This window comes from Kitasatospora sp. NPDC094016, assembly GCF_040304045.1.
Taxonomy (GTDB): Bacteria; Actinomycetota; Actinomycetes; order Streptomycetales; family Streptomycetaceae; genus Kitasatospora.
This window is the reverse complement of sequence record NZ_JBEOUK010000047.1, coordinates 34,295-50,543: the sequence shown is the minus strand read 5'-3', so window position 1 is coordinate 50,543 and position 16,249 is coordinate 34,295. Positions and strand designations below refer to the sequence as shown.

Below are 16,249 nucleotides of genomic sequence, written 5' to 3'. Positions count from 1 at the left end.
GCCACGAACACCCTCACCCCGCCCCCGGCGGGGCGGGGGTCGCGGGCGGGCGGGGGCGGGTCAGTGGCAGCCGCAGGTGGCGAGGCGGGCGGCGACGCGGTCCATGGCGGCGCGTGCGGTGTCGGCGGGGGCGGTGGTGCGGGTCATGACGGCGAAGGCGAGGAGGCGGCCGTCGGCGTCGACGACGGTGCCGGCGAGGGTGTTGACGCCGCTGAGGGTCCCGGTCTTGGCGCGGATCAGGCCGGCCGCGTCGGCGGCGCCCGAGCCGGTGCCGTAGCGCTTGCCGAGGGTGCCGGTGAAGCCGGCGACGGGCAGGCCGGTGAGGACCGGGCGCAGGGCCGGGTGCTGCTCGGAGGCGGCCAGGGCGAGGAGTCGGACGAGGACGGCCGGCGGGACGGCGTTGCCCGGGTGCAGTCCGCTGCCGTCGTTCAGGGACACGCCCGTCATCGGCACGCCCAGCTTGGCGAGTTCACGGGTGACGGCGGTGGCCGCGCCCTCGAAGCCGGCCGGCTGGCCCGCGGCCAGCGCCGCCTGACGGGCCATCGCCTCGGCGAGCTGGTTGTCGGAGGTGGTGAGCATGCGTTCGACCAGCCGGGCGACGGTCGGCGAGTCCACCCGGCCGAGGACGGTGGCGGCGGGGGCGGCCGGGGCGGCGGCGGGCTTGGCCGTGCCGTCGACGGTGACGCCCTGGGCCTTGAGCAGGGCGGCGAAGCTCTCGGCGGCCTTCCCGGCCGGGTCGGCGACCCGGGCCGGCGCCTCGTCGCGGCTCTTCGGGTCCACCCTGCCCTCGTCGACCATCAGCGGGACGACCAGGGCGATGTTCTGCGCGTCGTGGTTCTTGTGCTGCGGGTTGCCCGTGTACATCGACAGGTCGTAGTCGAGCTTGACGGTGGTGGTGCCGGCGGCCTTGAGGGCGGCGGCGGTCTGCCGGGCCAGGGCGTCGAGCGAGGCGGGGGCGGTGTCGGCGTCGGCCGCCTGGCCGCCGATCTGGACCTGGTCGGCGGGCAGCGCGGTGAGCGTCGGGTCGCCGCCGCCGACCAGGGTGATCGTGCCGGGGTCCGCGCCCCGGACCACCCGGGTGGTCAGCCGGGTGTCGCCGGGGATCAGCGACAGGGCCGCGATCGCGGTGGCCAGTTTGGTGGTGGAGGCGGGGGTGCCCGGGGTGTTCTCGCCGGAGCCGTACAGGAGTTGGCCGCTGGCGGCGTCCGCGACGGCGAAGGTGACGGTGCCGAGGTTCTTGTCGGCGACGGCGGCGGCGAGCGCCTGCTGGAGGCCCTGGGCGCTGGGTGCGGCGGCGGAGCCGCCGACGTCGACGGTGGCCAGGACGGCGCCGGGGGCGGGGGCCGGGCGGGCGCCGCCGCCCGGGGCGGGGGCCGAGCCGGTGGGGCCCGTGGAGCCGGTGCCGGTGGGCGCGGAGCCGGCGGCGGTGCCGGAGGTGGCGGGCTGTTCGCCCGGGCGGGTGGCCGGGGTGTCGCCCGGCCTGGACTTGCCGTCGCCCCTCCCCCGGCCGCCCTTCCCGCCGTCGTGGCCGTCCCGGCCGTCACCCCGGCCGTCACCCCGGCCGTCGCCCTCGCCGTGCCCGGTGCTGTGGCCGCCGGGGCCCGGGGAGGGCTGCGCGTACGCTCCGCCCGAGGTCAGGACCGTTCCGGCGACCAGCAGGGCCGCTCCGAACAGCCCAGCGGCCGTCCCCCTGCGGCGGCGTGCCGCCCCGACCCCTGCTCCCACCGACCGGCCCCTTTCCTGAGCACTCACTCCCGTAGGAGACACTTGGATTCTGTCAGTCCCTACCTTGGAGGAACCGTTGGAATTCGACGTCCTTATCGAAATCCCGAAGGGCTCTCGTAACAAGTACGAGGTCGACCACGAGAGCGGCCGGCTGCGGCTCGACCGGATGCTCTTCACTTCGACCCGCTACCCGGCCGACTACGGCTACGTGGAGGGCACGCTCGGCGAGGACGGCGACCCGCTGGACGCGCTGGTGATCCTGGACGAGCCGACCTTCCCGGGTTGCCTCATCAAGTGCCGTGCCATCGGCATGTTCCAGATGACCGACGAGGCCGGCGGCGACGACAAGCTGCTGTGCGTCCCGGCCACCGACCCGCGCTGGGAGCACCTGCGGGACATCCACCACGTGTCGGAGTTCGACCGTCTGGAGATCCAGCACTTCTTCGAGGTCTACAAGGACCTGGAGCCCGGCAAGTCCGTCGAGGGCGCCAACTGGGTCGGCCGCGCCGAGGCCGAGGCCGAGGTCACCGCTTCGATCAAGCGTCTGGCGGAGCAGGGCGGTCACTGAGCCGTCGTTCCGATCTCGTTCGATCAGATCGTTCTGAGCAGTTCGAGGTAGGTCGGGGCAGCCGGAGGCCGGGGTTCGCGGATTCGTCCGCGGGCCCCGGCCTTCGCCATGTCCGGGGCCGGGCGCGGCCGGTTTTTCCGACAGTCTGTCGGCAAGACGGAACGTTAGGTTAGGCTAACCAAAACAGTCGGGGCCGAATCCGATCCTGGAGGCCGCATGCCCACGCCCGAACCCGTCCCGTTCTCCACCGCGCTCCGCACCGCCAGCAGCGAGGAGCACGAGGCTGCGGAGCAGTCCTCGTTCATGAGCCACCTGCTGGGCGGACGGCTCGGGGTCGAGGCCTACGCCGACCTCACCGGCCAGCTCTGGTACGTCTACCGGGCCCTGGAGGACCGCGCCGGACACCTGGCGGAGCACCCGCTCGCCGGGCCCTTCATCGACCGGGCGCTGCTGCGCACCGCCGCCATCGAGCGCGACCTGGCGCACCTGCGCGGGCCGGACTGGCGGGACGGCCTGGCGCCGCTGCCCGCCACCGCCGCGTACGTCGCGCGGGTGGAGGAACTGGCCGAGACGTGGCCGGCCGGGTACATCGCGCACCACTACACCCGCTACCTGGGCGACCTGTCCGGCGGTCAGATCATCCGCGGCATCGCCGAGAAGACCTGGGGCTTCGAGCGCAAGGGCGACGGCGTGCGGTTCTACGTCTTCGAGGAGGTCGACAACCCGGCCGCCTTCAAGCGCGAGTACCGGGCGCGACTCGACGCCGCCGGGCTGGCGATGGACGAGGTGGAGCGGCGCCGGGTGGTCGAGGAGTGCAAGCGGGCCTTCGTGCTCAACGGCGCGGTCTTCCGGGACCTCGACGCGCGCTACCCGCTGAGCGCCTGAACGTTTCTCCATAGGGCGCACCCACCCGGGTGCGCCAACGGATCGGCCCCGGCGAGCGATTGCTCGCCGGGGCCGCCGCGCGTCCCGGGGGTGCGTCAGGAGCGCGCGCCGCGACGGTTGCGCACCAGCACGGTGGCGCTGCCGCCGACCAGCAGCAGACCGGCCGCGGTGGCCAGCAGCGGGACCACCGGGGTCTGCGAACCGGTGGCGGCCAGCACGCCGCCCGCACCGCCCGCGCTGCCCGCACCGGTCAGGCCGCCGCCGGTGGTCAGCGAGGCGCCGCCGACCGTGCCGGTGCCCGAACCCTGGCCTCCGGCGGGCTGGTCGGCGCCACCGGCACCGGCACCGGACCCGGAGGTCGGCGGGGTGGCCGGCAGCTTGGCGTCCTTGTCGAACGCCAGGGTGGCGCTGACCGGGTCCAGGGCCGTGCCCGCCGGGTAGTTGGAGAACACCGGGACGCCCTCGGCGGTGAGCGTGGCCGGGACGCCGGAGAGCGTCACCACGCCGTCGACCGGCTTCAGGGCGGAGGCGGGCACGTCCAGCTTGGCGATCCGCGCTCCGCTCAGCGACGTCGCCTTGCCGTCAGGGGACTTGCCGTTCACGTCGGCGGTCAGGAAGGCCCCGCCCTGGTCGATCGTCAGGCCCAGCTTGGAGAGCGTGGTGTCGAGCGCCCAGCCGTCCTTGCCGGGGTGGCCGAGGAAACGGACCGAGCCGTCGAACGCGGCGGTCAGCGAGTGGTCGGTGGTGTTGTAGCCGCCGGTGGCGTTGCCGAAGCGGTAGTCGGCCGCACCGCCGCCGAACTCGACCTTGCCGCTCGCCATCGGGGTGGCCAGGTACGCGCGGAAGCTCTCCTTGACCTTCCAGTCCAGGGTGCCGTTCAGCACGGGCAGCCGGCCGGGGGCGCCGGTGGGCGCCGGGGTCCCGGTCGCGGACGGGGTGGAGCTCGCGGACGGCGAGGCGGTGGCGCTCGGCGACTGCGTCGCGGACGGCGTCGAGGTGGCCGACGGCGTGGCGGAGGGCGTGGCGGAGGGCGTGGCCGACGGCGTGCCGCCGGCGGACGGCGAGGCGGTCGGCGTGCCCGTGGCGGACGGCGTCGACGTCGGGGTCGTCGGCGAAGCGGTGGCGGTCGCCGTGGCGGTCGGCGACGGCGTCGCCGGGCTCTGCTTCAGCAGCAGCGACAGCGGGTCCATGTCCGTCCCGGCCGCGTAGAAGCCCGCGAAGGCCTTGGCGCCCTGCTCGGTCAGCTTCGCCGCCGTCGGCACCCCGGTGGTGGTGTCCCGCCCGACGGTGAACGTCACCAGCGGCACGTCGTCCCGTCGGGTGACCTCGGTGGCGCCCATCGACTCCTTGGAGGCGGTGTCGGCGGTGAGCGTGCCGGTCGTCCCGGCGGTGGTGACCTTGAGGTCGCTGAGGGCGACGTCCAGCGCGCCGTGGTGGGCGGTGAAGCGGACCCCGCCGGTGAAGGAGGAGCTCAGCGCGTGGGTGGCGAGGTCGTAACTGGCGCCCGCCAGGCCGAAGTGGAAGGTGCCGTCGGCGTTGGTGGTGGCGCCGCCGGTCAGTTCGATGGCGCCGCCCTGGGAGGCCGGGCCGCTGACGTAGCTGCGGAAGCTGGCCTTCACACCCCAGTCCAGCGAGCCGGTGTCGTACGTGACGCTGCCGGGACCGCCCGCGCCGAAGGCCAGTGCGGGGGCGCCGAGGGCGGTCAGGCCGAGGCCGGCGGTGGCGGCCGCGAGGGCGGCCAGCCGGGTGCGGTTGCGGGACATGGTGGGTACTCCGTTCGGATGGGGCGGGGGGAGGGAGCGGGGGGACGCTCCGGGGTGTCAGGCCGCGTCGCCGGGGCCCGGCGCGGCACCGGGGCCGTCGCCGGGACCGCCGTCGACGGCCGCGCCCGACGCGGCGGCCGCGCGGCGGCGCCGCAGGAGCAGGCCGCCGGTCACGGCGAGCGCGGCCACCAGCACGGCGCCGCCGGCCACGGCCGCCACCGGGAAGCCGCCCGGGGAGGAGGCGGCGGCGACGGGCGCGGCGGAGGGGTCGCCGGTGGGGGTCGCGGTGGTGCTCGGCGCGGTGGCCGGGGCGCTGCCGAGGTCGGGCAGCGGGGGCAGCGCGGCGGCCGGGTCGAGCGCGACGGCGAAGCTCAGCGGGTCCATCTCGGTGCCGGCCGGGTAGAGGCCGCCGAAGGCCTTGGCGCCGCCCTCGGTGAGCTTCAGCGGCACCTCGACGGCCTTCAGCAGGCCGCCCTCGGGCTTGAGGCCGGCCGGGTCGAACGCGGCCAGCTCGACGCCGGTGAGCTGCTGGGTGGCGCCGTCCGGGGTCCGGCCGGAGACGTCCGCGACCAGTCGGCCCTGGCCGCCGGCCACGGTGACGCCCGGGTTGGCGAGGGTGAGGTCCAGGCCGTAGCTGTCGCCGCTGCGCAGGCCGGTGAAGCGCACGGTGCCGGTGAAGGCGGCGGTGAGGTCGCCGTTGGCGGGGTCGTACCCGCCCTTGGCCGGGGTCCAGCGGAAGTAGGCGCCGCCGTCCGCCGCGCCGGCGCCGAGTTCCCAGCGGCCCTGGGCGATCGCGCCGGTGACGTAGTCGCGGAAGGTGCGGCGCACGCCCCAGTCGAGGGCGCCGTTGGCGAACTCGGTCCTGGCGGGGGCCTGGGCGACGGGCGGGGTGGTCGGGGCCTCAGCGGTCGGGGCCTCAGCGGTCGCCGACGGCGTCGGCACGGCGGCCGCCGAGGGGGTGGCCGCGGCGGTCGGCGACGGGGCCTGCGAAGTCGGCTGCGCGGCGGGCAGGTTGACCGAGAGGGTGAGCGGGTCCAGGGCCGTCCCGGCGGGGTAGAAGTTGCCGAAGGCCTTGGCCCCGGCGTCGGTGAGGGTGCCCGGCACGTTGCTGAGCGTCAGGGTGCCGGCCGCGCCGCGCAGGTCGACGCCGGCCAGGGAGAGCTCGGCCAGTTTGGCCTGGCTCGCGCTGCTGACCTGCCCGGTGTCCTTGGACTTGCTGCTGACGTCGGCGTACAGCCCGGCCGCGCCGCCCTGGACGGCCCGGACGGTGAGCCGGCCGAGGCTCAGGTCGAGCGCGTTGGCGCCGTTCTCCTGGTGCCCGGTGAACCGGACCCCGCCGGAGAAGGCGGCGGTCAGCGCACCGGTCGCCGGGTCGTAGCCGCCGGTCGCGGAGTGGAACCGGAAGGTGCTGCCGCCGACCGTGGCCGCGCCGCCGTTGAGCGTCCAACTCCCCTTCGCGATAGGCCCGGTGATGTACGTCAGGAAGGACTGCTTGATGCCCCAGTCCAGCCGTCCGCCGGCGACCTTGCCCTCCGCCGCGTGCGCCGGGCCGGGTGACAGGCCCACCGCCAGCAGGGCGGCGAGGGCGGCCACCAGGGTGGCGGCCAGACGGCGGAGCCGGCTGGGCAGGGGCACGGCGGATCACTCCTCGGCGGGGTGCGGTCAGTGGCGGTGAAGGACGCGGCAAGGGAGGGGTCTGGCGCGATGCCGACCCCCTTGCGAAACCTAGGTAAGGCTAACCTAATATATGAGTCAAGAGTCCCGCCGCAACCCCTCCACCAGGACCGGAGCGGCGACAACTCCCATCGAAGGGAAGCACGTTGAGCAGCAGTACGATCCGAACCGGGGCGGCCCGCGGGCCCGCCCTCCTGCTGCTCGCCCTCGGCCTGCTGCTCGCCCTCACCGCCTGCGGCCCGTCCGGCACCACCGGCGGAGCGACCGCGGCGAGCTCCTCCCGGGCCCCCGACGCGGTCGAACCACTGCCCGTCGAACCCGTCCCGCAGCTCCCGGCCACCACCGCCTCCGTCGACGGCCGCCAGGTCACCGTCACCAGCGCCGAGCGGATCATCCCGCTCAACGGCAGCCTCTCCGAGCTGGTCTTCAGCCTCGGCCTCGGCCCCAAGGTCGTCGCCCGGGACGTCTCCACCACCTTCCAGCAGGCCGCCGCCCTGCCGGTGATCACCCAGGCCCACGACGTGTCCGCCGAGGGCGTGCTGTCACTGCACCCCACCGTCGTCCTCGCCGACCGCTCCACCGGCCCGGCCGAGGCCATCGCGCAGATCCGCGCGGCCGGCGTCCCGCTGCTCGTCCTGGACGACGCCAAGCAACTCGCCGACGTCGGCCCGCGCATCGACACCGTCGCCGCCGCCCTCGGAGTCCCGGACGCCGGGCGGCAGTTGAAGGAGCGCACCGCACAGCGGATCGACGATGCCAGGGCCGCCGCCCCGGCCGCCGCCCGCCACCCCAAGGTCGCCTTCCTCTACCTGCGCGGCAGCGCCTCCGTCTACCTGCTCGGCGGGCCCGCCTCCGGCGCCGGCTCGCTGATCGAGGCGGTCGGCGGCCAGGACGCCGGCACCGCCGCCGGCCTCACCGGCGACTTCACCCCGCTCACCAGCGAGGCCCTGGTCAAGGCCGCACCCGACGCCATCCTCGTGATGAGCAAGGGCCTGGACTCGGTCGGCGGCGTCGACGGCCTGCTCAAGCTGCCCGGCGTCGCCCAGACCCCGGCCGGCCTCGACCGCCGGATCGTCTCGATCGAGGACGGCCAACTGCTCAGCTACGGCCCGCGCACCCCCCAGGTGCTCCGCGAGATCGCCGCCCAGCTCTACCCGGCGGACGCCAAGTGACCACCGCCGTACGGGCGAAGACCGCGCCCGCCGTCAGCAGGACCACCCTGATCACCGCCGGGCTCGCCGCCGCCCTGGTGCTCTGCGCCCTGCTCGCCGCCGGCATCGGCGCCTACCGCATCCCGCTCGGCGACATCCTGGCCTCCGCCGCCCACCGGCTCGGCCTCGGCGGGCACGCCCTGGACCGGGTGCCCGAGTCGGTGCTGTGGAACGTCCGGCTCCCCCGGGTGGTGCTCGCCCTGCTGGTCGGCGGCTCGCTCGGCTGCGCCGGGGCGCTGATGCAGGGCGTGTTCGGCAACCCGCTGGCCGAACCCGCCGTGATCGGCGTCTCCTCGGGCGGCGCGGTCGGCGCGGTGGCCTGCATCGTGCTCGGCCTGGACACCCTCGGCAGCTGGACGATCACCGCCTTCGCCTTCGCCAGCGGCCTGCTGACCGTCTACGCGGTGTACCTGATGGCCCGCTCCGGCGGACGCACCGAGGTCGTCACCCTGATCCTCACCGGGGTCGCCGTGAACGCCTTCTGCGGTGCGCTGATCGGGATCTTCCTGTTCACCGCCGACTCCGCCGCGATCAGCCAGGTCACCTTCTGGCAGCTCGGCTCGCTCTCCCAGGCCACCTGGGGCAAGGTGCTCGCCGTCCTGCCGTTCGCCGCCGTCGGCCTGGCCGTCGCCCCGCTGTACGCCCGCAAGCTGGACCTGCTGGCCCTCGGCGAACGCCCGGCCCGCCACCTCGGGGTGGACGTCGAGCGGATGCGGCTGGTGCTGATCACCGTCGTCGCGCTGCTCACCGCCGCGGCCGTCGCGGTCAGCGGCATCATCGGCTTCGTCGGGCTCGTCGTCCCGCACCTGCTGCGGATGCTGGCCGGGCCCGGCCACCGCTTCCTGCTGCCCGCCTCGGCACTCGGCGGCGCGCTGGTCCTGGTGGCCGCCGACCTCGCCGCCCGCACCGTCGCCGAGCCGGCCGAGCTGCCGCTCGGGGTGCTCACCGCACTGATCGGCAGTCCGTTCTTCTTCTGGCTGCTGCGCCGGACCAGGAGCCGGCAGGGAGGCTGGGCATGAGATTGCGAACCCCCCGGGAGGTGCCCGAACGGCCCCTACCCGGAAGCGAGTTGCTGACCGCCGAGACCGTCCGGCTGACCATCGGCGGGCGCGCCCTGCTGGACGGCGCGTCGGTGCGGGTCGCCGCCGGAGAGGTGGTCGCGCTGCTCGGGCCGAACGGCGCCGGCAAGTCCACCCTGCTGTCCGTCCTGGCCGGCGACGTCCGTCCGGACGGCGGCGAGGTCCGGCTGCGCGGCCGCCCGCTGGCCGGCTACGGCGCCGCCGAGCTCGCCCTGCACCGCGCGCTGCTGCCGCAGTCCGCCGCGCTGTCCTTCCCGTTCCCCGCCGACGAGGTGGTCCGGATGGGCCGCGCCCCCTGGACCGGCACGGCGGCCGCCGTCAAGGACGAGGCCGTGGTCGCCGAGGCGATGGCCGCCACCGAGTCCACCGCCTTCGCCGGGCGCCCGTTCACCGCCCTGTCCGGCGGCGAGCGGGCCCGGGTGGCGCTGGCCCGGGTGCTGGCCCAGCGCGCCCCGCTGCTGCTCCTGGACGAGCCGACCGCCGCCCTCGACCTGCGCCACCAGGAGCTGGTGCTGCGGGTCGCCCGGGAGCGCGCCGCCGCCGGAGACGGCGTGGTCGTGGTGCTGCACGACCTGTCCCTGGCGGCGGCCTACGCGGACCGGGTGGTGCTGTTGGACGCCGGGGCGACGGTCGCGGACGGGCCGGTCGCCGAGGTGCTGCGCGCCCCGCTGCTCAGCGAGGTGTACGGCCACCCGGTCGAGGTGCTGGCGCACCCGCGCACCGGGGTGCCGCTGGTGCTGCCCGAACGCTGACCGGGCGCGGGGCCGGCGGTGGCGTGGCTGTGGGCGGGCCGCGGAAGCGGGCTCAGTCCTCCAGCCGGAAGCCGAGCTTCAGTCCGACCTGGTAGTGCTTCACCCCGCCGTCCTCCAGGTGGCCCCGGACCTGCGTCACCTCGAACCAGTCGAGGTTGCGCAGCGTCCGGGAGGCCCGCTCCACCCCGTTGCGAATCGCGGCGTCGACGCTCTCGGTCGAGGATCCGACGATCTCGGTCACCCGGTACACGTGGTCAGTCATGGCGGACTCCCTCAGCTGTGCGACGGCCCCCGGTCCACCGTGCACCGCCGCCGCTCCGCCCGCACGCCGACGGCCGCCTCCCCGGCCTCCCCGCCTCCCCTGGAAGGCCGCCGGCAGGCCCCTTGCGGGCCCCGGGGAGGCCGCTGGCACACCCCGGGGCGGCTGCGGGAGACCGCGGAGGCGCTAGGAGCCCGCTAGAAGGCCGCCCGCACCTGCCCGACCGTGGCGCCGCCGCCCAGCAGCGGGGCCGCCCCGATCCGCTCGACGGTCGCGTCCGCGCCGGTCACCCCGAGCCGGCGCAGCGCGGCCGCCAGCACCGGGCCGCGGGCCCGCTCGCCGCCGTCGTCGATCTTGAAGGCGAGCGCCCGCCCGTCCGGCAGCGCCACCACCTGGACGGCCTCGGCGCCCATCTTGGACAGCGCGCCGGGGACGGCCCGCATCAGCCAGGTGTCGGCCCGGCGGGTGCCGGCCACGTACTCGGGGTGGGCGCGCATGGCGTCGGCCACCCGGCGGGGCGCCGTGCCCTCGGCGGCCAGCACCAGGCCGCGGTAGCCGCGGGCCAGGCCGGTCAGCGTGACGGCCAGCAGCGGCGCGCCGCAGCCGTCCACCCCGGCGTGGGTGGCGGTCTCGCCGGTGCCCTCCTCCAGGGCCTCGCGGGCCAGCAGCTGGATCGGGTGACCGGGGTCGAGGTAGCTCGCGGTGTCCCAGCCGTTGGCGACGCAGGCGGCCAGCCAGCCGGCGTGCTTGCCGGAGCAGTCCATCAGGACGGGGGCGCGGCGGCCGCCGGAGCCGAGCAGCAGTTCCGCCTCGGTCTCGTCGAGCGGGAGGTCGGCCGGGGTGCGCAGGGCGGACTCGTCGAGCCCGGCGGAGCTCAGGATGGTCCGGACACCGTCGAGGTGAAACGATTCCGCGGAGTGGCTGGAGGCGGCCAGCGCCAGCAGTTCGCCCTCGATCGCCAGCCCGGCCCGCAGCGTGGCCACCGCCTGGAACGGCTTGGCGGTCGACCGGGGGAAGACCGGCGCGTCGGGGTCGCCGAGCGCGAACTCCACCGAGCCGTCGGCGGCGAGCAGCACCAGGGAGCCGTGGTGGCGGCCCTCGGTGAAGCCCGAGCGTATGACCTCGGCGAGGACGACGGGCGGGGTGGCGGACTGGGACATGGCGGGAGCCTTCCGGGGGTGAGGGTGGACCGGGCCCCGCCCGCCCGTGGTACCTCACCCGGTCAGAGCGGCCCCCCTGCGAGCAGGTCCTCGACCCGTGCTTCCCCATCACGGTACCTGCGGGTGATCTCCGCGCTGCAACCGTCGGCCGTCCGCAGCAGCCGCTGCCGCCGCCCGGACACCTCGCGCTCGTGCGCGCGCAGCCGCTCCAGCGCGGCCAGCAGTTCCTCCGCCGGGTGCGCGGCCAGGTCGGCGAGCTGGACGTCCCCCATCAGCTCGGCCGCCTCCAGTTGGGACTCGTGGCCGCGCGGCGGCCCGAGCGTGACGTGCCGGGCCGAGCGCCGCACGGTGGAGGGCGCGTCGGTCAGGATGGCCGGGAGGCGGTCCAGCAGGTCGCCGGGGGGCCCGTCGGCGCCGCCCGCCCCGGCCGGCCCGACCGCCCGGACCGGACCGCCGGGCCGGCGGTCGAGTTCGGCGCGCAGGATGTCCATCCGCCCGTGCAGCAGCCGCCGCAGGTAGGAGAGGTCGGCCTCCTGCTCCAGGGTCTCCCGGCGCAGGATCCGCAGCTGGTCCAGGCCCAGCCGTTCCAGGTCGGGCTCTATCGCCGTGCCCAGGGCCCCGGCGCCCCCGGCGACCTCCGCCACGTGCCCGGACCGGTCCCACGCCGCGCTGCTCGCGTCCATCAACCAACCCACCTGCCGTCGTCCGATCCCGCCCGCTCGCGGCACTGCGTCCCTGCCGCCGGTCCGACCCGTCCCCCGACGGGCTCACGCGTCCCGTCCGTTGGCACGCCCGGCCGCCCCCGAAGGTTCCGGTTCCCGGCCGGAACCACCCACCGGGGCGATGCCGCCGGAACGCCTGACCTACGGGCTCGACCGCCCGGCCGAGCCCGGCCCGGTGCGGCGGACCATATGGCGCGCCGGGCCCTCCGTACGGTCCACCAGCGTGCCACCCCGCCCGGCGCGGGCGCACCGCCCGTGCACCCGAACGGCCCCCTGGCGAACGGGGGTGGCTGATATGACCGGACCTTTCCGCAGGAAGAGCGGCGCCCGACCCTGCGCAGGCGCGCACCACCCGGCGTGCACCACCTGCACACGCGCCCCTCCCGCACGCCCCAGGTGCCGCCGGGCACGGCACCGGGTGCCCCGCGAGCACGGCGCCGGGTGCCCGTCGGGCACCCCCCGGGCCTCCGGCACAATGGCGGCATGCGAGCAGTGGTGCAGCGAGTGACCGAGGCCAGGGTGACCGTGGCCGGAGAGACCGTCGGCGCGATCGAGGGGCCCGGGCTCTGCGTCCTGGTCGGCGTCACCCACGAGGACACCCCGGCCAAGGCGGCCCAGCTGGCCCGCAAGCTGTGGACGCTGCGGCTGCTGCCCGCCGACGACGAGGGCGTCGAGCAGTCCTGCTCCGACCTCGGGGCCCCGCTGCTGGTGATCAGCCAGTTCACCCTCTACGGCGACGCCCGCAAGGGCCGCCGCCCGACCTGGAACGCCGCCGCCCCCGGCCCGGTCGCCGAGCCCCTGGTGGACGAGGTGGTCGCCCGACTGCGCGAGCTCGGCGCCAAGGTGGAGACGGGCCGGTTCGGCGCCGACATGCAGGTGGCGCTGGTGAACGACGGCCCGTTCACCGTCCTCGTGGAGGTCTGACCGCGGCCGGGCGCACGGGCTACTGCGGGACGATCACGTCCTGGGTGCCCGGCACCGTCCCGGCCAGCAGTACCGCGTCCACCGGGACGTTCCGCTTGACGATCGCCAGCGCGATCGGCCCCAGCTCGTGGTGGCGGGCCGAGGAGGTGACGAAGCCGAGCGGGCGCCCGTCCGGCTCGGTCGCCAGCCGCACCTGCGTCCCGTGCGGGGGCAGCGTCTCCTCGGTGCCGTCCAGGTGCAGGAAGACCAGCCGGCGCGGCGGCCGGCCCAGGTTGTGCACCCGGGCGACGGTCTCCTGTCCCCGGTAGCAGCCCTTCTGCAGGTGGACGGCGGTGCGCAGCCAGTCCACCTCGTGCGGGATGGTCCGGTGGTCGGTCTCGAAGCCCAGCCGCGGCCGGTGGCCCTCGATCCGCAGCGCCTCGTACGCCCAGACCCCCGCCGCCGGGCCGTACCCGGCGGCCAGCTCCGCCAGCTCGGCGCGCGGCACGAACAGGTCGCGCCCGTACGGGAGTTCGCGCACCGCAGCGGCACCCTCGACGGCGGCGGTGGAGCCCGCCGGCAGGTGCACCACGGCGTACTCGGCGGTCGCGTCGGCGACCTCCACCCGGTAGAAGAACTTCATGCTCTCCAGGTAGCCCAGCAGCGCCTCCTGGGTGCCCGGCTCGACGTGCGCCCAGGTGGTGGTGCCGTCGTCGACCAGGTAGAGCGCGTGCTCGACGTGCCCGTTCGGGGAGAGCACCAGCGCCTCGGTGGCCTCCTGCGGCGCCAGCGCGCTGACGTGCTGGGTGAGCAGCAGGTGCAGCCAGGCCAGGCGGTCCTGGCCGGTGACGGTGAGCACGCCGCGGTGCGAGAGGTCCACGAAGCCCGTGCCCTGCGCGAGGTTGCGTTGCTCGCGGAAGATGTCGCCGTAGTGGGCGGCGACGCCCTCGTCGGCGCCTTCGGCGGGGACGGCTCCGGGCAGGCTCAGCAGCGGGCTCTTCATACCGGCCAGCTTACGACCGGCCGTCCGCGAGCTTGGCGGTGCAGTCGGCGCAGCGGCCGAAGATGGCGAAGTGCTTGAGGTCGGTGTCGAAGCCGTGCTGTTCGCGCAGGCTGCTGATCAGCGGCTCGGCGATCTCGGTGCCGGTCTCGGAGACCTTGTCGCAGTCCCGGCAGACCAGGTGCAGGTGGTGGTGGCGGCCGGCCAGGTGGTAGGTCGGGGCGCCGTGGCCGAGGTGGGCGTGCGAGACCAGGCCGAGTTCCTCCAGCAGCTCCAGGGTCCGGTAGACGGTGGAGATGTTGACCCCGCTCGCGGTCTGCCGGACGTGGCAGAGGATGTCGTCGGGGGTGGCGTGGTCGAGGCGGTCGACGGCTTCGAGTACGAGCTGCCGCTGCGGGGTCAGCCGGTAGCCGCGTTCACGCAGGTCGGCCTTCCAGTCGCCGGAGAGCTGCCAGTCGGTGGTGCCGGTGTCCGCCACGGTGCTGTCCCTGCCAAGGTCGGGGGTCCTGAGGCAAGTGTAGGGACCGGCCGGCGGCCGGTCCCTACCTCACGCGAAAGCCGTACCGCTCAGCGGAGCGCCGGGCTCACTTGAAGAACGCGATGCCGTCGTCCGGCAGGTCGTTGATGTCCTTGATCAGCTGGGCCGGGCTGAGCACCTTCTTCAGCTGGGCCGACATGTACGGGCGCAGCGGCACGTTCGGGGCGGCCTTCTCGCCGACCCAGAGCAGCTCCTCGTTGACGAAGCCGTACAGCCGCTTGCCGCCCGAGTACTCCGGCGAGCCCTCGATCCGGGCGACCGCGTCCGTGGAGACGTCGATCTGCGGCTTGCCGTCGGCCAGCTCGCCGTACCAGATCTCCACGGTGCCGTCGTCGCGGACCGACGAGATCTCGATCCCGCGGACGCCGCTGGTGCCGTCGTGGTTGCTGGTGATGCGCCAGAACGCGTGCTCGTTCTCCAGCGGGCGGACCTTCTCGCCCTCGTTGTCCAGCACCCAGGTGCGGGAGCGGAACTCCAGGAAGGGCCGGCCGTCGTGCCGGATCACGATCTCCTGGCCGAAGTTGCACTTCTCGGTGCCAGGGCCCTCTTCATCTGGCAACGGGGCGTAGACGCCCGCGCCCTCCCAGGTGCCGAGGAGGAAGGCGAGCGGGACGACGTCCTTGTGGAGGTCGGAGGGGATCTCGATCATGTTCCTGGTCGCTGTCGTCGTCGGTGTGGGCTGCCTCAACCGTACGGCAGGATCAGCGCTGGCCCTGGTAGAGCTTCATCACCGAGAAGATGGCGAACCAGGTGATCAGCACGGCCATGAGGGCCAGCAGACCGTCGAAGAAGATTTCCAGACCGGACACGGGTGGCTCCCAGGCGGCGACAGTGTGGTGGATTTTGCTGCCGCTCACTCTATCCGCCGGTCATCGGCCGGTCGCGGTGAGCCCCACCACGTCATCGTTCGCGCCGATTTTCCTCCGCCGTCCAAGGTTTCCCCAAGGGATCCCGGGATGACGGCGAGCGGGGGCCGCGAGCCCTCTAAGGTGGCGCCATGTCGAAGAAACTCGTCATCAAGGTCACCGCCGGGGCCGACGCGCCGGAGCGGTGTTCGCAGGCGTTCACCGTCGCGGCGGTGGCCGTCGCCAGCGGGATCGAGGTCTCGCTCTGGCTGACCGGGGAGTCCTCCTGGTTCGCCCTGCCGGGGCGGGCGGCGGAGTTCGAACTGCCGCACGCGGCACCGCTTCCGGACCTGCTGGAGGCGATCCTCGCGAGCGGCTCGGTGACGCTGTGCACCCAGTGTGCGGCCCGCCGGGGGATCGTGCAGCAGGACACCGTCGAGGGCGTCCGGATCGCGGGCGCGCAGGTCTTCGTCAGCGAGATCATGGCGGACAACGTCCAGGCACTCGTCTACTGACGGCTACGGGTGCTCCTCGTGGTCGGGGCGGTCCCGGTCGTGGCCGGGCTCGTCCCACTTCGGGTCGTCCCAGCGGGGGTCGTTCCACCAGTCGTCGTCCGGGTCCCGCTTGTTGGCGAACACGGCGGCGGCCGGCGGGATCACCATCGCGACCACGCACATGCCGATCGCGGCGGGCACGGAGAAGAACCTCACCACGCCCCAGGCCAGCACGAACAGGCCCAGGCAGACGCCCATCAGGGCGAAGTAGTAGTGCCGCCGCCGCCTTGTCTGCACGTCTCCACGGTACGACCGAGGGCCCTGCCGCGGCAGGGCCCTCGGTGTAACTCCGCCCGTGGATCAGGCGGATCGGGTACCGGTCAGACCGCGATCGCGACCTCGACGGCGGTGCCCTGGGAGGCCACCACCTGACGGTCCACGGTCTGGCCCGGCACCAGCGCGCGCAGGGTCCACTTGCCCGGGCGGGCGAAGAACCGGAACTGGCCGGTCGCCGAGGTGGGCACCTCGGCCGTGAACTCGCCCCCCTCGTCGAGCAGCCGGACGTAGCCGTTGACCGGCTCACCGTCGCGGGTCACCGAACCCTGGATGATCGTCTCGTTCGCCACGTCAACTCCTGCCAGGTCCGGGCCGCCGGCCTTCGCACCGCACAT

18 protein-coding genes are annotated in these 16,249 nt (G+C 74.9%); 7 read left to right on the top strand and 11 right to left on the bottom strand.

The window, feature by feature from the left end; genetic code table 11:
• Positions 1-60: 60 nt before the first annotated feature.
• A complete protein-coding gene (gene dacB / locus ABT015_RS31470; RefSeq protein ID WP_350885195.1) occupies positions 61-1,725 on the bottom strand; it encodes a D-alanyl-D-alanine carboxypeptidase/D-alanyl-D-alanine endopeptidase in 1,665 nt (554 codons plus the stop codon).
• A gap of 76 nt (positions 1,726-1,801) precedes the next feature.
• On the opposite strand from dacB, the gene ABT015_RS31465 reads away from it, so the two are divergent.
• Both ABT015_RS31465 and ABT015_RS31460 read left to right on the top strand, forming a co-directional pair.
• Entirely contained in the window at positions 1,802-2,293 is a 492-nt protein-coding gene (locus ABT015_RS31465; RefSeq protein ID WP_063348256.1) for an inorganic diphosphatase, read from the top strand.
• 216 nt (positions 2,294-2,509) lie between these two features.
• The gene (locus ABT015_RS31460) at positions 2,510-3,178 is read left to right on the top strand and encodes a biliverdin-producing heme oxygenase (RefSeq protein ID WP_350885193.1); all 669 of its coding nucleotides are present in this window, start codon (positions 2,510-2,512) and stop codon (positions 3,176-3,178) included.
• A 95-nt stretch (positions 3,179-3,273) separates the two neighbouring features.
• On the opposite strand, the gene ABT015_RS31455 is transcribed toward ABT015_RS31460, so the two are convergent.
• Together ABT015_RS31455 and ABT015_RS31450 are read right to left on the bottom strand one after the other, a co-directional pair.
• Positions 3,274-4,941, bottom strand: a complete 1,668-nt coding sequence (locus ABT015_RS31455) for an HtaA domain-containing protein (RefSeq protein WP_350885191.1) — start codon at positions 4,939-4,941, stop codon at positions 3,274-3,276.
• Between the two features lie 57 nt (positions 4,942-4,998).
• Positions 4,999-6,576 (bottom strand): HtaA domain-containing protein, encoded by a 1,578-nt coding sequence (locus tag ABT015_RS31450; protein ID WP_350885189.1) that lies wholly within the window; start codon positions 6,574-6,576, stop codon positions 4,999-5,001.
• A 185-nt stretch (positions 6,577-6,761) separates the two neighbouring features.
• Here ABT015_RS31450 and ABT015_RS31445 point away from each other — a divergent pair, with 185 nt between their 5' ends.
• The 3 genes from ABT015_RS31445 to ABT015_RS31435 are packed head-to-tail and all read left to right on the top strand — an operon-like array spanning position 6,762 to position 9,657.
• On the top strand, positions 6,762-7,787 hold the full coding sequence (locus tag ABT015_RS31445; protein WP_502897450.1) for a heme/hemin ABC transporter substrate-binding protein: 1,026 nt from the start codon (positions 6,762-6,764) through the stop codon (positions 7,785-7,787).
• Entirely contained in the window at positions 7,784-8,845 is a 1,062-nt protein-coding gene (locus ABT015_RS31440; protein WP_350885187.1) for a FecCD family ABC transporter permease, read from the top strand. Before ABT015_RS31445 ends, ABT015_RS31440 begins: the two co-directional genes overlap by 4 nt.
• Positions 8,842-9,657: a heme ABC transporter ATP-binding protein gene (locus tag ABT015_RS31435; protein WP_350885185.1), complete on the top strand. Its 816-nt coding sequence runs from the start codon at positions 8,842-8,844 to the stop codon at positions 9,655-9,657. Before ABT015_RS31440 ends, ABT015_RS31435 begins: the two co-directional genes overlap by 4 nt.
• Positions 9,658-9,709: 52 nt before the next feature.
• Here the strand turns inward: ABT015_RS31435 and ABT015_RS31430 are convergent, their stop codons facing one another.
• The 3 genes from ABT015_RS31430 to ABT015_RS31420 form a co-directional block, all read right to left on the bottom strand.
• Positions 9,710-9,919, bottom strand: coding sequence for a dodecin (locus ABT015_RS31430; RefSeq protein WP_063348261.1), 210 nt, complete (start codon positions 9,917-9,919; stop codon positions 9,710-9,712).
• Positions 9,920-10,113: 194 nt separating this feature from the next.
• The gene (locus ABT015_RS31425; protein WP_350885183.1) at positions 10,114-11,076 is read right to left on the bottom strand and encodes an asparaginase; all 963 of its coding nucleotides are present in this window, start codon (positions 11,074-11,076) and stop codon (positions 10,114-10,116) included.
• Positions 11,077-11,138: 62 nt separating this feature from the next.
• Positions 11,139-11,759, bottom strand: coding sequence for an RsiG family protein (locus tag ABT015_RS31420; RefSeq protein WP_350885181.1), 621 nt, complete (start codon positions 11,757-11,759; stop codon positions 11,139-11,141).
• Between the two features lie 522 nt (positions 11,760-12,281).
• Between ABT015_RS31420 and dtd the strand changes: the two genes are divergently transcribed.
• Complete coding sequence (gene dtd / locus ABT015_RS31415) at positions 12,282-12,722, top strand: D-aminoacyl-tRNA deacylase (protein WP_350885179.1); 441 nt, start codon at positions 12,282-12,284, stop codon at positions 12,720-12,722.
• Between the two features lie 19 nt (positions 12,723-12,741).
• Here dtd and ygfZ read toward each other — a convergent pair whose 3' ends face one another.
• The 3 genes from ygfZ to ABT015_RS31400 all read right to left on the bottom strand — a co-directional run bounded on the left by ygfZ (position 12,742) and on the right by ABT015_RS31400 (position 14,888).
• A complete protein-coding gene (gene ygfZ, locus ABT015_RS31410; RefSeq protein ID WP_350885177.1) occupies positions 12,742-13,704 on the bottom strand; it encodes a CAF17-like 4Fe-4S cluster assembly/insertion protein YgfZ in 963 nt (320 codons plus the stop codon).
• Between the two features lie 10 nt (positions 13,705-13,714).
• Positions 13,715-14,179: a Fur family transcriptional regulator gene (locus tag ABT015_RS31405; RefSeq protein ID WP_350885175.1), complete on the bottom strand. Its 465-nt coding sequence runs from the start codon at positions 14,177-14,179 to the stop codon at positions 13,715-13,717.
• Positions 14,180-14,285: 106 nt separating this feature from the next.
• Positions 14,286-14,888 carry a heme-binding beta-barrel domain-containing protein gene (locus ABT015_RS31400; protein WP_350885173.1) on the bottom strand — a complete coding sequence of 201 codons (603 nt, stop codon included), beginning with the start codon at positions 14,886-14,888 and terminating at the stop codon, positions 14,286-14,288.
• 348 nt (positions 14,889-15,236) lie between these two features.
• Between ABT015_RS31400 and ABT015_RS31395 the strand changes: the two genes are divergently transcribed.
• Positions 15,237-15,599: a DsrE family protein gene (locus tag ABT015_RS31395; protein WP_063348267.1), complete on the top strand. Its 363-nt coding sequence runs from the start codon at positions 15,237-15,239 to the stop codon at positions 15,597-15,599.
• Between the two features lie 3 nt (positions 15,600-15,602).
• Here the strand turns inward: ABT015_RS31395 and ABT015_RS31390 are convergent, their stop codons facing one another.
• Positions 15,603-15,875, bottom strand: a complete 273-nt coding sequence (locus tag ABT015_RS31390) for a DUF3099 domain-containing protein (protein WP_350885170.1) — start codon at positions 15,873-15,875, stop codon at positions 15,603-15,605.
• Positions 15,876-15,958: 83 nt separating this feature from the next.
• Complete coding sequence (locus ABT015_RS31385) at positions 15,959-16,249, bottom strand: DUF1416 domain-containing protein (RefSeq protein WP_030059605.1); 291 nt, start codon at positions 16,247-16,249, stop codon at positions 15,959-15,961.